Raw genomic sequence first — 15,504 nt, forward strand, 5'->3', positions numbered from 1 at the left:
ACTATCATGAAGATATTGAAATTGTTGTTTGTCGGAATCATAATCATTCCTACGCTTTGTGCATGTGGTGATTTCTTCGAGGAAGATTCACAAAATCAGGCTTACGTGAGTAGTGTCGCGGATTTGGATGAATTGTTGATGGGGGAGGCATATATTAATGTGCCCGGTTTTGCAATCAGCTTAAAAGCTCATCAAAGTCAATTACTTACTCACACGGATAAATATTTTCCATGGATTCATTTACAAGATGACGATATCACGGAGTTTGCAGAGGGATATGATAGTTCAATCGATAGTTGGATACGTTCGAATACGGCTTCCGCTTACCGATGGCAGGAGAATCCGTTTTGGAATAAAGAGCATGTGGAGTATAAACCGGATGATTGGGAAAAGGCGTATAAACGAATTGCCATATTGAATTCCATTCTTTCAGAGTTGGATAATGTGCGGGAAGGGGAGTCGGATACGTTAGCTAACCGGGTGGCTGGAGAAGCATATTTCTTGCGGGCGTATAATTATTATTGGCTGGTGAACGTTTATGCCCAACCTTATGCCTTGAGCTCGGCGGATAAGGAGTTGGGAGTTCCTTTAAAAATTGTAGGAGAGGTGGAGGACAAACACTTCTCTAGGGCTTCGGTGCAAGCTGTTTATACGCAAATCCGGAGTGATTTGGCAAATAGTGTCGCAGCCTTTCGGGAGATTCCCAAGTACAGTCGTCCGATCAGGGCGGATTACACGGCGGCTTGTATCTTGATGAGTAGGGTGTGTCTTTACATGGAGGATTACGAGGAGGCTGTTGCTTACGCGGACTCCGCTATTCTACGAGAGAGTCATTCTATTTTGGATTTAAATAGTTTAGAAGAAGGGGACAGTTTTACTTACGAGGGGTCGCCGGAAACGGTGTTTACTCAAGGAGGGTATATTATGGCTCAAATACATACGTCTGATGCTTGCTGGTGGAATTCTTCCAGTACGGCTTCTTCTTATAAAACTTCGGATGATTTGTTGAATTGTTACGGGGAGAATGATTTGCGTCGTAAGATTTTTTTCACGCACCCACCATTCTCCACGGATGCTTGGCGTTGTTTGAAGTTTCGTGAAGAATCCGGGCGTATCGGGGATTACATGTTGTTCCGTTTTCCCGAGGCTTATTTGAATAAGGCTGAGGCACAGGCGATACTTGGAGATGAAGCGGGGGCAAAGAGTACTTTGAACGTGTTGCGAGAAAAACGTTTCCTCGTGGGAGAAATGCCCGCGATCGAGGAGGAGATGGCAAGGAGTGGAGAGAATTTAGTGAACTTTATCCGGAGTGAACGCCGCCGAGAGTTCTGTTACGAGGGACAACGTTGGTTTGATTTACGCCGTTATGCGGTAAATAGCAAGTATCCGTTTAGTAAACCGATTCGCCATGAGGTAAGAGAACGGCAAGGAGGAGAAGGGGCAGAGGGACATTACGTGACGGTCGGATATTACGAGTTGAAACCTTATGCCGAGGATCGGGCTGCTTACGTGTTCCCGTTGCCTTCCAGCGAAATTATTTTTAACAAGGGAACTTTGGTGCAAAACGAGGACCGTCCGGCAAGAAAAATGGTTCGTTATTAATTTTTAGAAATGATAGTTATGAGGAATATATATATTATTGGATTATTGATAAGCCTCTTTTTAACAATCGCTTGCGAGAAAGAGGATGCCTTGAGTCCTTCCGGTTACGGGAGAGATTGGAAAATTATTGAAGAGCCGACGACGGATGATCCCGTGGATTGGGTGCGTTATGAAATCTATAAGAATTACGGTATTTCCACGTATTATAATGATACGTTAGGTTTCGAGAAACGGACAGATATGTCGGGTAACGATTATATATTTTACGAAACATTGAAAGTGTATTATATGCCGGGAAGTAGTAAACCGGACGGGATCTACGATTTACTGGAGGATCATTCCGTTTTGGAACCGATACTTACGTATTTTTCCAAACATGTATTTCCCCGTTTTGGCAATGCTGATTTGTTACCTTCTTTTTTATTCGTGGACAAAATATGGAGTGATAAGTGGCGTGATTCAGAATTGAATGATTATTTCGGCTATAATACAATGGTTTTCAAAGCTGTGAATGGTTTTGCCTCTTTGCCTGTCGAAGAGCAACAAGCATACGCCAATTCTTTCATATCTGCTTATTTTGGTAATATGTTGGCTTCATCCACTCATGCCGCCTGGCGAGATAAGTTTTTAGGAATTAGTAAGGCATTGAATCCTAATAAACCGGATTTGTATTCGACGGAATTAAATTATGGAACACTGTTGAATGCTTATCAGGCTTTTAAAGGGACGAATTTCACGGAAAAGGAACAATTGGGATTTATCGCGTCTGTCAAGAATTCGAGAGGGCAGGATATCACCCCGACAATAGCGCTTGATTTGGGTTCTTATGTTGAAGCCGTGTTGACTTGTACCCAAGCCGAATTTCAGGCTATGTACGGGAAATATGATGGAGTGATGAAGAAATTCAAGATGATGCGGGAGCAGTTGAAGGCATTGAAGTTTGTATTGGAAGATTGATATAGACAATTTAAAAATCATTTAAATTTTTAACAGTAATCATGATGAAAAAGAGTATTGTATTACTAGCACTGGTATTGTTTGTTTTACCATTTTTTGAGGTTACGGAAGCGTGTGCAAAAGAAAAAAAGAAAGGGAAAAAAGGAGAGGTTGAAAAGGTGGAGAAGGATAAAACTCAAAGCAAGTATGATAAATTATTGAAAAAGCCGGAAACGCAAACGGTTGCCGGTAAGTTTATCACGTTGCATCGGGTGGGGAATAAATTGTATTTTGAATACCCTGTGAAATTTTTGGGGCGTGAATTGTTGATCGCTTCCACAATTACGGAAACCAGTAATCCTCAACTTTGTACGGTGGGTTACAAACCGTCTGATCCGTTACATGTTCGTTTTGATTTGATTGATAGTAATCTGTATATGCGTTCGGTAAATTCCGTCGTGGATTTTGATAAGGCGGATGCCAATATCGGAGAGGCTGTCCAGTTGAATTATATTGATCCGTATATGAAGAAATATTCAATTGCCGCTTATAATGCGGATAGTTCGGCTGTCGTTTTTGATGTGACACCGTTATTTGCCGCAAATGAGCCGGATTTGGCTCCCGTAGGGGAAATGGATATGGGAATGATTTCACTGAGTTCGACTCCTAAAACGGAATTATTCTTTTTAGGAGAGATGAAAGCTTTTGACGATAACGTGTCTATCCAAACTACGATGACCCATAGTGTAAAAGCATCAGTACTTTTTTTCTCGATGGATTTGGGAGACGTTTCTAACAAGATGACCCGTACGGTGTTGTTATTACCTGAGGACAAGGATCGGATGAAACCGAGAATCTCGGATTCGCGTGTTGGTATTTTCTTGACGGGGAAACAATATATTTCCACGGAAGAAGACGGTATTCAAGCGTACACTTACGCGAATCGTTGGAGAGTAGAGCCGAAAGACGCACGGGCTTGGGAACGCGGTGAGTTGGTTGAAGCGGTAAAACCGATCGTATGGTACGTGGATAATACTTTCCCGGAAGATTGGAAAGGTGCGATTCGTAAGGGGATTTTAAGATGGAACCAAGCTTTTGAGAAAATCGGTTTAAAAAATGCCGTTCAGGTACGTGATTTCCCGACGAAAGAGGAGGACCCTGAATTTGATCCGGATAATTTGAAATATTCTTGCGTTCGTTATTCTCCTGTGAGAATGATGAATGCTTTCGGTCCGAGTTGGGTAGACCCGAAAACCGGAGAGATTATTAGTGCTTCCGTGGTTATATATAATGATGTGGTGAAGTTGAATAACATGTGGCGTTTCACGCAAACAGCGCAGATCGATCCTCGCGTAAGAGCTAAAAAGATGCCTAAAGAGGTGATGGATGAATCGTTGGAATATGTTGTCGCTCACGAGATCGGTCACACGTTGGGTTTGATGCATAATATGGCGGCTTCCAGTGCCTTTCCTGTCGACTCTTTGCGGTCTGCTTCTTTCACGCAAAAATATGGAACTACAGCTTCTATTATGGATTATGCTCGATTTAATTATGTAGCACAACCCGGGGATAAAAATATTAAATTGACTCCTCCTGTACTTGGTTGTTATGATGAGTATGCTATTAAATGGTTGTATTCTCCGATAGCCGGAAATTTGAGTGTCAAGGAGGAAGCGAAAATCTTGGAATCTTGGGTAGATGAAAAGGCCGGAGATCCGTATTATCGTTACGGGAAACAGCAAATAGCTTCTCGCTATGATCCGAGTTCTGTGGAGGAAGATTTGGGTGATGATCCGTTGAAAGCCGGTGAATATGGTATTAAGAATTTGAAATATATAATGGCTCATTTGAACGAGTGGGTACCGGATGATGCTTCTACCGCTCACCGTCAATTTTTGCACCAGGGGATTATAACACAGTATTACCGCTATTTAATGAACGTGTTATACAATGTGGGTGGTATTTATTTGACAGAGGTAAAAGATGGTACTCCAGGTGCTCGTTTTCAACCTGTAGATGCCAAGTGTCAGAGCGCTTCCTTGAAATGGTTTATGAAGCAATTGAGTGATAATGAATGGTTGGATGATGAAAAGGTGCTTTCTAAATTTGGCTTCTCCGCAACTGGAACGAGTATGAAATTGTATACCAAATTGATTGAGTCGGCATTTAAAGCAGGTGTAAAGGTGAATGTGGCTTCTCAACTTGCCGGTAGCGATTATACACAGAAAGATTTTTATGATGATTTGTATGCTGCGGTATTCGCTAATACAATAAAAGGTAATAAGTTGACGAGAATTGATAAGGCTATGCAGCGTGAGATCGTGAAGCAAGTTGCTCTCCGCATGAAGGCTGCGGGAGCAGACGCAAAGAGCAAATTGACAGATGTTGCTCCTTATACTCCTTCTTTTGATGAAGTATTGGCGTATGGGTTGGATGAAAGTGGTTTTCTTGCTTATTTTAAAGAGCAATTGCAAGAGATTGAAAGTAAAGAGGGAATTGGAACGGTAATGTCTCAAATGAAACAGCAACAGTTTGGTGATGTCTATGGGTATGGTTTCTTGCGTGAAGTGAATGCGGGGTTGTATGATGAAACGGCGACTCATTACGTGTCGATGTATGCTAAAGTACTTTCTTTGTTAAAGTCAAAGATTGATACAGCTCATAAAGACGACCGTTCACATTATCAAGCAATGATTGTTGCTTTGCAAGCAGTGCAGAATAAATAGTATTATATGTTTGTATAAGTAGGGGGAGTCCATGGAGTTCATGGCTCCCTTTTTCTTGACTTCGTCACTCAAAAAATGCTAATTTTTAAATTCCTTATAATTAATTATTTGTAGCTTTGCATACCCTGATTTTGGGGTACGCAAAGTGTTTTCATAAGAAAATTGTTATAGGACACTTGTATACAATGTATCACTAGTACAACTTTCACATAGAAGTTATACCATGTAATCGTTCTAAATAGTGGTCAATCATTGATCGTTATTTGGAACGATTTTATCTTTATTAATTTTCTCGTTACAAATATCAAAATTATAAATAGTAATTTAAATAAATCAAACATTTTTGCCGCAAAGTACTATATAAATACCAAAACTATTGCAAAAGCGCTAGCTTCAAGTGCAGGTCGAGCAAGGAACCGCAAAAACGCAACTCCGTCGTCTTCGGCATGGTGACCGGTATGGAACGCTGGCTACTCAAAATTATCCGCATCGAGTTCCCCGGTCACAACGATTACCCGAAAGGAGCCAATGGCTTCGCCACGAGTGCTTCCGGGAAAGAAGCTTCCGACTCGATATGCTTGCGGGAACCCTGCGGACAACCTGCTTGACCAAGAAACCACCGAACAACAAGCATACAAATATTTAAAATTTCACTTCTTTATTTCCTATTTTTCAAATAGCTTTGCATAAATACAACATATTTTTGTACGGATGTGTGTGAAACGAATGATATGAAAACAGGGAATAAATACAGTAACCCGGAAGAGGAAGAATACCTCTCCGAACCGGAAGATGAAAAGTATCAAGAGAATAATCGGGATGTATCCCGCGACCTTAAGCCTAATATCCGCCTCAGGAAGATCGGTAAGAAATACGCGGGCATCCCGGAAGAAGATTTCTATCAATTCATGCTTTACAAATTCCGTCAGGATGACATGGATTTCATCATGGACATTTTCGAGGGAGCGGATTTCCTCGGACCATCAATATTGAAAGCCTACAAGAAAGATTACCGGGGAGAATTGACGTTCAGGGAACTGATGGATGAACTTTACCTTCACCTGAAAGAAAATGACTGGAAGGCCCTCTCGGATTTCAGGGGGGAATGCAGCCTGGTCATCTGGTTACGTTCGATCGCCTCCAATTTCTTCAAGAGATTTTACAAGCAAAATCACTTGAATCATCCAACTTCCCCAAAAGAACAATTCAACATCGAATCACCTTATGCCACGGAGTATGACGTGGTCAATCTCATCAACCGGATCAGCGAGGAAAAAGAAAAAAATCTACTTTTTTTGAAATACGTTCAGAGAATTCCCGACGAGGAGACTCTTATAAAAATGAAGCTGAAGGATAACAAGAGCCTCGAACGCCTCCACCGCTTGGCGATCGAACGGGCCGGAAGGATGGCCGCCCAAGACGAATTTCTGAGCGCTATCTTTTTCGAGCAAGTCAACGGGGGAGTAGCAACGGTCCCGTTATCCGCGGTAAATTTAAACCATCACCACGGGTTGCTTGAAGAGCCCGAATGGAGTTATAATTTAACGACAGAGCAAATGAAAGATATTGTAAGAAATACGATTTCAAAATGGAAAACGGAAACCTATCGACGGGTCATCGAACTCCGGCTTTTGGAAGGGAAATCGACCGAGGAAACGGCCGAGGAAATGGGAGTTACACCCGGTAAAGTGTATAATTACCTGAACATCGCTTACAAGCGATTGCTGACGGAGATTCAAAACAATAAAAATAAATACTATGCCTGAAAGATCGAAACAAACGAAGAAAATCACTCTTGACCAGATAGAGAAAATTCTTGACGGCAGTGCCTCGGCGGAAGAATCGCTTGCCGGATTAAGTGCGGCCGTCGCTAACGAAGAGGTGGGAGAACTACTGACATCGGAGACCCCGGAAAACGACAAGCAAGACATCCGTTTCTTCAACAATATGTTTGCGAAGTATGAAGACGAGATCAAACGTTTTATAGAGAAACGAGAAAAGGGTAAAGTCGTTAACGTTGATTTTAAACCGGGTAACACCGGGGTCGCCGCAGCCCTGCCCCAAATCCCATCAAAAAAGAAGAAAAAGAAATAAATATTACCGATCATGAATGAATTCAATCAGTTGTGGGACGAAGTCTCGATCATGGTAGATTTCGAGGCCAAAAGAATTAAAAACAGTTCAGGCAAAGTGAACGTGCAACAAATTGAGAACTATTATAAAATCGAGATTATTGATAAACTATGGTTCAATTTCACGTTTCCCAATAAATACAACAAGTGGGTATGTGATTATTACGGAGAAAAACCTGCCGTTCAACAAGCGATCAGGAAAGAGATGGACCATTTTTCTCCCGCCTCCCGGGGAAAACGGTCTATCGGATTACTCGCGACCGGAATCGTGATTCTCATTCTGGGACTTCTATCTTACGCGATCCCGGATATAAAAAACGTTGTCCCGCTCGGCCTGACGTTAATCGGGATCGGTCTCACGATAGGCGGGACGGTCAAAAATGGTAACTCCCGAAAGTATTGTGATATGGCAAGCCTGACCGGAGAATTAAACCGAATAAAGAATCAAGTAAATACCCTCATACATGAGCATGCAAATATTTGACAACACGTATCTTTCTCTTTCCGAATACATGGAGAAAGAGGTACAAGGGTTCAAGAAATTTATCGACCCCCCGTTGTACGTGACCGAACAGGAAAAGGAGTTTTTGGACAGTATCGCCAAGTTTAACGAGGTGGCACCGGGATTTATCAAGTACACGTTCAACGAGAGTAATATGCTGCGTATTCAAGTTCTCCGGAGCGTACTTGACAGACAACCTGTTAACGTGAACAATAATTCTCGTCTTTTTGATATTATCACGACGCTATGCAAAAATCTGGGCATCCCGATGCCGTTGGTATACGTGTATTCGGACGAGGATATATACCGGATGGAACGGGCTTTGGAGGAAACGAGTCTGAAAGGACAAGAGCTTTTCCAAAGCAACAACGCTTTTACCTGCGGGTCAAAGGAGATGTTGTATGTCTTTATTTCCGAAGAATTGATGGCAAAGACGGAATACACGGACTTGGAGATCATGGCCCTGATCGGGCACGAAATCGGGCACGCTTTGGCGAATCACCCGATTAAAGGCAGTATCATGGCAACAGATTTGTCAACGATAACCAACCCGCAGGTGATTGCCCGGATCAAGCAATTGCAACAGAATAATCAATATTCCCGGTTGCAGGAGATCACGGCAGACCGGGCGGCGGTGATCGCTTGTCGCGACGCCGCAGCAGCTCAATCCATGATCAAGAAAATGAATAACCTGGACGAGGCTCTTTGGGATTATGATCATTCGGAAGCAAGTCATCCTAACGGAAAGACCCGCGCACGGGCGATCGAACTTTTCGGGAAATCGCTTCTCTATGCCCGTTGTATCGAATTGATCGATCACACGACCGTTGACAAGAGTGCTTATCTTTTGTCAGCCCGTGATTTGCAAGCAGAAATCATGAAAATCATCTAAACCTATAAACCCGTTATGAGTGACAAAAATGATATATTGATTCCGGATCTACCCGGAGAGATCGGTTCGAAAGTGCAGGAGATGGTTGATCTCATTCCCTCTTCCGAGAAACAAGTATGTATCGCGTGTAGTCGGGATATTGAAGCCGAGGTCTGCTCGCTGTTCTCGGGGATGCTTCATTCCGGGATGTTTGAAGATTACACGTTTGAATTTTCTTCTATCGGCAACGACGAGGATATTTCCCGAAATGCACCTGTAAACCGGGCGGCACGTAATGTACTCGTGATGGATGCACAACACCTTCTGAAAGGTTCAGATGTAGCCTTACTTGATTACATCGCAGTACACGACGCGCTCCGGGCCGGACTGGCGATAGTGCTTCTTCACGCTCACTTGATCCCTTCCGTGACAGAGGCGGTAGCCACCGTGGAAAAGGTGTTGGAGGTAAAAGGGATCACGGCTCCCGTACACGTGGAAGGCAAAGGGAATACCGGGGTGTGGCTCGTGCAGCATTTCATATCAAATCCGGTTAACCTGGATGATGTGGCTCGCGAGAAAGCACGTGATATAGACGTTTTCGTGCAGGCTTCTTTGGAAGAACAGTTAGCCCGGGTGGAGGGCAAGCTGGAAACTCTCGAACAGGCTATCGCTCGTTTCAAAGAGCGGCGGGAATCGTTCGAGGTATACGCGAAACAGCTTGACCTGACGTTATGGGTGAAGATTCAGAATTACTGCTCGACTCATTTTGACGAGGATATCACGAAGTTCGCCCGAGAAGCTCGCTTACTGATTGACAAGGAATTGCATGCGATAGATGTTCAGAAAATACAATTTTATTTCAGCCCTTATCTCAACTACCTGTGGGGAGAGTTCTTGTGCAACGAGATCAGGAAGACGATGGACGTGGTGCGTGATGACATGGAATACAAATTGGCTTCGTTGACAGCGAAGTACAAAAGCTATTTCGGGAAAGAGATGGATGTTTTGCATCTGGAAGCGGACGGGGTTCGTGCGGGAAATCAACCGATCAGTTTCGACACGGTCGATTTGTATAACAATTCGATCAAGAACGCGGTTGAAGGCGTGATTCGTAACGTGCTCGTGTTCGTGGCTAGTTTTCATGGCGGATTCTGGGGATATTTGCTGGGAGAGGTCGTGACGAATATTCTCATGAAGCTTTTTGGCGGCTTGCTGAAGATTAAACGCAGTAACACGGAACTCGTGCAACTTTACTCGGAGGCATTGACCCAGCAGTTTCAAGAAGGGCTTGAACACATCAAAACGCAACTCAAAGAGACGCTGATGCCCTTGCTGGAGAGAAATTTCAAAAATTCTATTCACGAGATCAAGGAGATGTTCCTGAAAAATATCGACGAGATCGGACAACAATACGAGGGGGAAAGGACAAACCTTCTGGCTCGTCAGGCGAAGTTGAAGAATTTGCTAAATAAGATGATTTGAGTGTTATAAAAACAGTTGGTTATACAAAAATAATCTTTAAGATTGTATGAACGTAAAAGAATTTAACGAGACGGTTAACGTTTGCAACAAGTCTCTTCAAGATGTATTACTTAATATCGGTCATGAAGCACCCGCGTTGCAGTCCGCGGCTACGATCGAATACGCCGAAGCTATAGCGAAAGAATCCGTACGTAATAACATGGGACTTGTACGGGTGCTGTTCTTGGGAGCATCAAATTCGGGTAAGAGTGCGCTGATCAACAATTTGGCACGTAAGATTATTGTCCCGGAGGTAATTCATACCTCGACGCTCATGCCTACCTGGATCGGACGCACGGAGGATTACGCGAACGAGGGGGTTACGGTGAACTATTTTGATATTGACAAGGAAGGACGCCGGAAAGGTAGTTTGAAATCCAAACGGGAGACGATTGATGATTTTCGCTGTTATTATTGTTACACGGAGAAAGATTTGGCCGATCGTGATCGTCTCGTGAAACCCGATCGCTTTAAAAGTATGGAACTGAACGAGGCTTATATTTCGCTTCACGAGGTGGAGGGTGCCTGTAAAGATTACGCCCTCGTGCTTGTCGATACATTGGGGAACGGGGCTTCAAGCGTGGATGACGAGAAGGCCCAACACAACATGAAGAATTGCGATTTCGCTTTCGTGTTGGTTGATTCCCTTGGGAATCTCACGGATCAAGATATTGATTTTTTCGGTTCCACGCTTTTTAACCCGAAGGTTTCCAATATCAAGCCGGAGCATATTATTTTTGTCATCAACAAGATCGACCTGTCTCCCTCTCGGCATGGTTCAATCGAGAATTGCAAGAACAATATCGCGGCCCTGTTGAAAAAAGCCTATTCCGGTAAAGTGCCCAAGGAACTTTATGAACGATTGTGTTCGCAGATCGTGACTTACTCCGCTTTATATAATCGTCTGGCATTTTGCGGCGTGTATCCCTACAAGGAAGATGCCATTAAAATCAATGGCCTGAATCGAAAGGAGTTGGAAACTTCGGATGAGAAAAAGGTGGAGACCATTCGCACGATCGTGAAGGAGAAGGAAGAATTTGAAGAGGAAAAATCCTATCTGCCTAAAGAAATGTTACTTAAAAAGGGGTATTACGAGGATTTTAACGCCATATTGGGCAAGGTGATCGGCAACATGTTCGCTGACGGTACGATCTATGATAATCACCTGAACGGCACGAAAGAGATGGCGATGAATATTCGGCTGGCGATTCAGAATAGGATCAACGCCCTCGCATCAAATGCCGAGGCGATCGAGGCAAAGATAGCGGCATTCCAGAAAGCGAAAGAGACGATCCAGACCCTTTCCGGCAATTACGAACAGGAGAGCGAAACGATCGCCCGCAACTTCCCGTCGGAAGTCGATACGTATATCAAGCATCATTCCCAACAATTGCTTATTAGCGCAACCGTGGGGATCAACAAGATGATTGACGGGATCAAAATAGATGTCCCTCATGGTAATTACACGCCAAAGTCTTTGAAGGAGCTGACTTCCATCGAGATTGAAAATGACTTTTTACCTTCCCTGCTTAAACCGGTTCCCAAGATTGTCGATTTGATATGTAACACGATTAGCGCAAATATATTCACTCCCGTACAAACAACCCGGCAAACCCCGTATCGCCAGATCGTGGATAAGTTATCACAATCCATGAATAATTATATCACGTCTGTATTGGATGAGATTCGCGCTATCAATTCGGATAACAAATTTAAGGTTACCGTGGTGAACAAATCTATTTTCGAGAAAAAGATCAGCGACAGCCTGTACGAGATGAGCGTGCTTCTGATTATTATTATCCAGAAACAGATTGACGAGATCATCAACACGTCGATCTCTTCGACGGTCAGGAAATCGTTACGCGGGTGGTGGACTAGCGTGAAGATATTTTTCGGAGGCGGTAACGTGGATAAGATGTTCGAGAAGATGGAGGAAGCAGCTCGTACAGAGTTGCGGAACAAGATAAATTCGGATATTGCCGGACGTTTGGTTCGTTCGGAAGGTTTTCTGGGCAAGGATGCTACCCTGAATTTGTATAGCCTTCTTTCGAAAGCCACCCGCGAATGTGATAATATGGTCAAACTTTATCTCAGCAATATCGAACACGAGCTTAACGCTCTTCGCGATCACCTGCAGGAGAATCAGGGGCGTATAGAGTTCTATCGTGATTTTGCCACGGAGAAGGTGAATAAACCCCTGGATCACGTAATCGAGGAAATTGATCGGTTGCGCGCGGACGTGATCGCTAACGGGATAGATACGATAAATTAGTGCCATGCCAACTCTTGATATAGAAGAAATAACCGAGATTCAGAAGCACCTGCTACTTTGTAAATCTTTATCTTTCCGCCGTAAGTTGGCCCTTGATTTAGGACTGTACAAGGTGGTAGTGGCGGGGACTTCGAATTCCGGGAAAAGTACGCTTGTCAATGCACTCTCGGGGCGGGAATTACTCCCGGAATCCATGTCTACGAGCACAAAAATCACGACTTATATCGGGCGTTCGTGTCTCGGGGCTAGCTATGATGTTATCGTTATGGGAGGCCAGGACAGGACACGGCAACACATGGAATATGACGCTTTTCTTCGCGAGTATGTTTATGGTTTGAAAGAAATTTATCAGGGGGAGCAAAGTGCCGAGAATTTAATGTCGGGATTCGTCAATTGTTCCCATGATTTGACGGATCACGGGGTGTGCCTGATTGACACGATCGGTATCGGGATTAATGACTACGACGTGAAACGCACGGCTGAGATTATGCGGGAGGCTGATGTTGTCGTGTTCCTTTATGACGGTTCCAAGCATGGAAATCTCACCAGTGATGAGATTGATTTTCTCAAAGCAACGTTGTTCAAAGATAAGAAACGGCCGTTGTTGCCTTACGAGCGAATGATTTTTGCCCCTAACAAGATGGATTGTGTCGCCTCGACGGCTCAGATCAAACAGATATTAAGTTATGATCTTGGTAATTTCGTCCCATCGGGTTCCGGGGAATGGCAGCAACTCGTGAAGAATATTTTCCCGATTTCAGCCCGCTATCACCGTTTGGCTCAAGTGGGAATCGCGAATTACTCGGCCGTGAAGGATTCAATGACCAGAGCCGAATTGATGAACAATGATTTTGAAATTATACAAAACGCCAGTTTTCGAAGCGGTGATTATAAAAATTACCTGAAAGAACGGTCGGGAGTGAACCTTTTAGTTGATCGTATCGTTGATATATTAGGAGATATCGACATAGACGATATTATAGATAAATATATTTAAATGCAACTTGTTATGGAAGCGTATTTAGTAGATCAGTTCAAGACACTATGGGACGAGGTAAAGGTCATGGTGGATTTCGAGACCAAACGGTTGGTAGGGATGCACGATCAGAATATCGTGAAAAAACTCAACGGGTATTACGTTTATGAAATTCTTCGCGGCTTGTGGTTCTCCGAATCATTTCCCAACAAGTATAATGCCTGGTATGCCGCTCTCGCCGAGGCTGACCATCTCCGTGCGGAGAAAGTTGAAAAGATTTTGATGAAAAATAATGCTCTTCTGGATGATAATGATGAAGATCGGCTTGTGCGTAACGTGATCACGGGAGGATTGACGGGAACCGGATTGTTCGCCGCTCTTGCCAAGAAGCCCAAATTGGCATTGTTTATGCTTGGAGCAGCTTTGATTACCTTCTTTTTCACGGGCAATGAAAACAAGATTATCGCCGAGGCCCAGTCGCTCGTATCCAAACGATTATCCGAGATTGAAAACGAGATTCTCTCTATTCTCGTGGAACCGTAAATCCTACGTTATAGACCGATAGAAAGCAAGTGCGACAAAAAAATGTCGCACTTGCTTTTTTATTTCAGAGATTTTCTTCGAGGATGCCTCTATTGTATTTAGAAAGCGAATAATAATACAAATAACATGAACGATTTTGTAAATACATTTGTACATCCGGAAGATGCCGCCGCCCTCAAATTGATGAAATCAATTCCCGGCTTTGATCTGGTGGTGAAGAAGGTTCTCGACCTGAGCTACGAAACTCTCTTGTACGGGATCAACATGGCCTCGAAAATCAGGCTCTCGGAAAAGCAAATGCCCAAGTTATATTATCGCCTTGTCATCATATGCAAACGACTGGGCATTGATGTTCCCGAGTTCTACCTCGAAATGAATCCCTATCCCAACGCCTACACATTCGGAGATACCCGGATATTTCTGGTTATCACCTCCGGCTTGCTTCAATACCTCAAAGAAGATGAGGTCGATTCCGTGTTAGCCCACGAATGCGGACACATCCTATGCCGTCACGTGCTATATACCACGATGGCCGACCTGCTGAAAACAGGCGGGGATGCCTTGGGACTTCTCGGACCTTTCCTAGTCCCGCTTCAATACGCCATGCTATACTGGTCACGCAAGAGCGAGCTATCGGCAGACCGCGTGGGAGCGATTATCAGCGGCAAGGATACGATCGTGAAAACTCAATTGCGACTGGCCGGTGGACCGGAAGAGGTTACCGGCGAGGTTAACGTGGAAGAGTGGGCGAAACAGGCCGACAGTTACGAGGAAATTCGGGACGGGAAGACATGGGACAAATTCCTCCAGATCGTGGCAACCGCAAATCTTGATCACCCGTTCGCCGCCGTCCGGGTGAGAGAAATCATGAAATGGTGTGACACTCCCGATTTTCAGGATGCCCGAAAATATATTCACGAACATTACGCGATCAAAAATCGCTGTCCCCGTTGCGGGGCCAAAGTTGAGGAAAACTGGATCCATTGTATCTATTGCAACACGAAACTTTAAACGCTCTTGTTTCATAAGTTCTAATCCAATAAATCATTTGTCATGAAAAAAGAAAAGACAATCAAGCATTCCTCCCTCCGGGAGAAACTGTTAGAATATTCGAGAAAAGTGGGAAGGGCAAGCGCTCGCCCGGTACTACTCATGTACCAAGTCATGAAAAGTCCGAAAACCCCGAAGGGCGACAAACTTCTGATCTTTGCCGCGCTCTCCTACCTGTTACTACCCATGGACATTATCCCAGTAAAACGGTTGCCCCTTCTCGGCTGGTTCGACGAGATATTCTCGCTAACCGTAGTTTACCAAAAAGTCTGCAAGTATATCACCCCGGAAATAGAATACAAGGTTAATTGTACCCTGGACAAGTGGTTCCCAGAATACTCCAAATACGAGGTATTAACCCAATAACAAAGAA

14 protein-coding genes are annotated in these 15,504 nt (G+C 43.9%); all 14 read left to right on the forward strand.

Annotated features, from left to right (window positions below):
• The first annotated feature begins 6 nt into the window (after window positions 1–6).
• The 14 genes from A3CY_RS0114570 to A3CY_RS0114635 all read left to right on the forward strand — a co-directional run bounded on the left by A3CY_RS0114570 (window position 7) and on the right by A3CY_RS0114635 (window position 15,497).
• Complete coding sequence (locus A3CY_RS0114570) at window positions 7–1,602, forward strand: RagB/SusD family nutrient uptake outer membrane protein (RefSeq protein ID WP_018338666.1); 1,596 nt, start codon at window positions 7–9, stop codon at window positions 1,600–1,602.
• A gap of 18 nt (window positions 1,603–1,620) precedes the next feature.
• On the forward strand, window positions 1,621–2,559 hold the full coding sequence (locus tag A3CY_RS0114575; RefSeq protein ID WP_018338667.1) for a hypothetical protein: 939 nt from the start codon (window positions 1,621–1,623) through the stop codon (window positions 2,557–2,559).
• 44 nt (window positions 2,560–2,603) lie between these two features.
• A complete protein-coding gene (locus A3CY_RS0114580; RefSeq protein WP_026207705.1) occupies window positions 2,604–5,264 on the forward strand; it encodes a zinc-dependent metalloprotease in 2,661 nt (886 codons plus the stop codon).
• 446 nt (window positions 5,265–5,710) lie between these two features.
• Window positions 5,711–5,872 carry a hypothetical protein gene (locus tag A3CY_RS23000; RefSeq protein WP_018338669.1) on the forward strand — a complete coding sequence of 54 codons (162 nt, stop codon included), beginning with the start codon at window positions 5,711–5,713 and terminating at the stop codon, window positions 5,870–5,872.
• Window positions 5,873–5,995: 123 nt separating this feature from the next.
• The gene (locus tag A3CY_RS0114590) at window positions 5,996–7,030 is read left to right on the forward strand and encodes a sigma factor-like helix-turn-helix DNA-binding protein (RefSeq protein ID WP_018338670.1); all 1,035 of its coding nucleotides are present in this window, start codon (window positions 5,996–5,998) and stop codon (window positions 7,028–7,030) included.
• The gene (locus A3CY_RS0114595) at window positions 7,023–7,358 is read left to right on the forward strand and encodes a hypothetical protein (RefSeq protein WP_018338671.1); all 336 of its coding nucleotides are present in this window, start codon (window positions 7,023–7,025) and stop codon (window positions 7,356–7,358) included. The genes A3CY_RS0114590 and A3CY_RS0114595 overlap by 8 nt, the downstream gene beginning before the upstream one ends.
• A 12-nt stretch (window positions 7,359–7,370) precedes the next feature.
• Window positions 7,371–7,880: a hypothetical protein gene (locus A3CY_RS0114600; protein ID WP_018338672.1), complete on the forward strand. Its 510-nt coding sequence runs from the start codon at window positions 7,371–7,373 to the stop codon at window positions 7,878–7,880.
• Complete coding sequence (locus tag A3CY_RS0114605) at window positions 7,861–8,790, forward strand: M48 family metalloprotease (protein WP_018338673.1); 930 nt, start codon at window positions 7,861–7,863, stop codon at window positions 8,788–8,790. Before A3CY_RS0114600 ends, A3CY_RS0114605 begins: the two co-directional genes overlap by 20 nt.
• 15 nt (window positions 8,791–8,805) lie before the next feature.
• Window positions 8,806–10,251, forward strand: coding sequence for a hypothetical protein (locus A3CY_RS0114610; protein ID WP_018338674.1), 1,446 nt, complete (start codon window positions 8,806–8,808; stop codon window positions 10,249–10,251).
• Window positions 10,252–10,297: 46 nt separating this feature from the next.
• Window positions 10,298–12,562 carry a dynamin family protein gene (locus tag A3CY_RS0114615; protein WP_018338675.1) on the forward strand — a complete coding sequence of 755 codons (2,265 nt, stop codon included), beginning with the start codon at window positions 10,298–10,300 and terminating at the stop codon, window positions 12,560–12,562.
• Window positions 12,563–12,566: 4 nt separating this feature from the next.
• The gene (locus tag A3CY_RS0114620; RefSeq protein ID WP_018338676.1) at window positions 12,567–13,559 is read left to right on the forward strand and encodes a dynamin family protein; all 993 of its coding nucleotides are present in this window, start codon (window positions 12,567–12,569) and stop codon (window positions 13,557–13,559) included.
• A 12-nt stretch (window positions 13,560–13,571) separates the two neighbouring features.
• On the forward strand, window positions 13,572–14,081 hold the full coding sequence (locus A3CY_RS0114625; RefSeq protein WP_148375198.1) for a hypothetical protein: 510 nt from the start codon (window positions 13,572–13,574) through the stop codon (window positions 14,079–14,081).
• Window positions 14,082–14,207: 126 nt separating this feature from the next.
• Entirely contained in the window at window positions 14,208–15,092 is an 885-nt protein-coding gene (locus A3CY_RS0114630) for a M48 family metallopeptidase (RefSeq protein ID WP_018338678.1), read from the forward strand.
• A gap of 42 nt (window positions 15,093–15,134) precedes the next feature.
• A complete protein-coding gene (locus A3CY_RS0114635; protein WP_018338679.1) occupies window positions 15,135–15,497 on the forward strand; it encodes a YkvA family protein in 363 nt (120 codons plus the stop codon).
• Window positions 15,498–15,504: the final 7 nt, after the last annotated feature.

It is taken from the genome of Butyricimonas synergistica DSM 23225, assembly GCF_000379665.1.
GTDB classification, from domain to species: domain Bacteria; phylum Bacteroidota; class Bacteroidia; order Bacteroidales; family Marinifilaceae; genus Butyricimonas; species Butyricimonas synergistica.